Annotated in this window: 1 pseudogene; it reads right to left on the reverse strand. The window is 54.2% G+C overall.

Going from position 1 to position 273, the window contains the following annotated elements:
- Positions 1-273 (reverse strand): annotated as a pseudogene (locus tag QN359_RS19905) (IS3 family transposase); the annotation flags it as partial.

The raw sequence follows: 273 nt of genomic DNA on the forward strand, positions 1-273 counted from the left end.
TGCCGCTCGAACGTTGGTAGTACGCCTGTCGGCTACGACGGCGGCATCGCCATCACACACCCATCGTTGGAAGGTACAGACGCAGATATCGAGTTCCCTACAAGCGCAATTGAGGCGAGAACCGGAGGCGACCGCTTCGCGAATCAATTCCACACATAACAGGCGATCTGGGATACTAATCAGTCTTCCGATTTGCCCCCCCAGATCGCCTGGGCTTTTTTTCTTAAGACCAGCAAAGCGGCTACTTCAGCTAAGGCTTTCTCCTTGCGATTC

This window comes from Undibacterium sp. 5I2 (genome assembly GCF_035019605.1).
Taxonomy (GTDB): Bacteria; Pseudomonadota; Gammaproteobacteria; order Burkholderiales; family Burkholderiaceae_D; genus Undibacterium.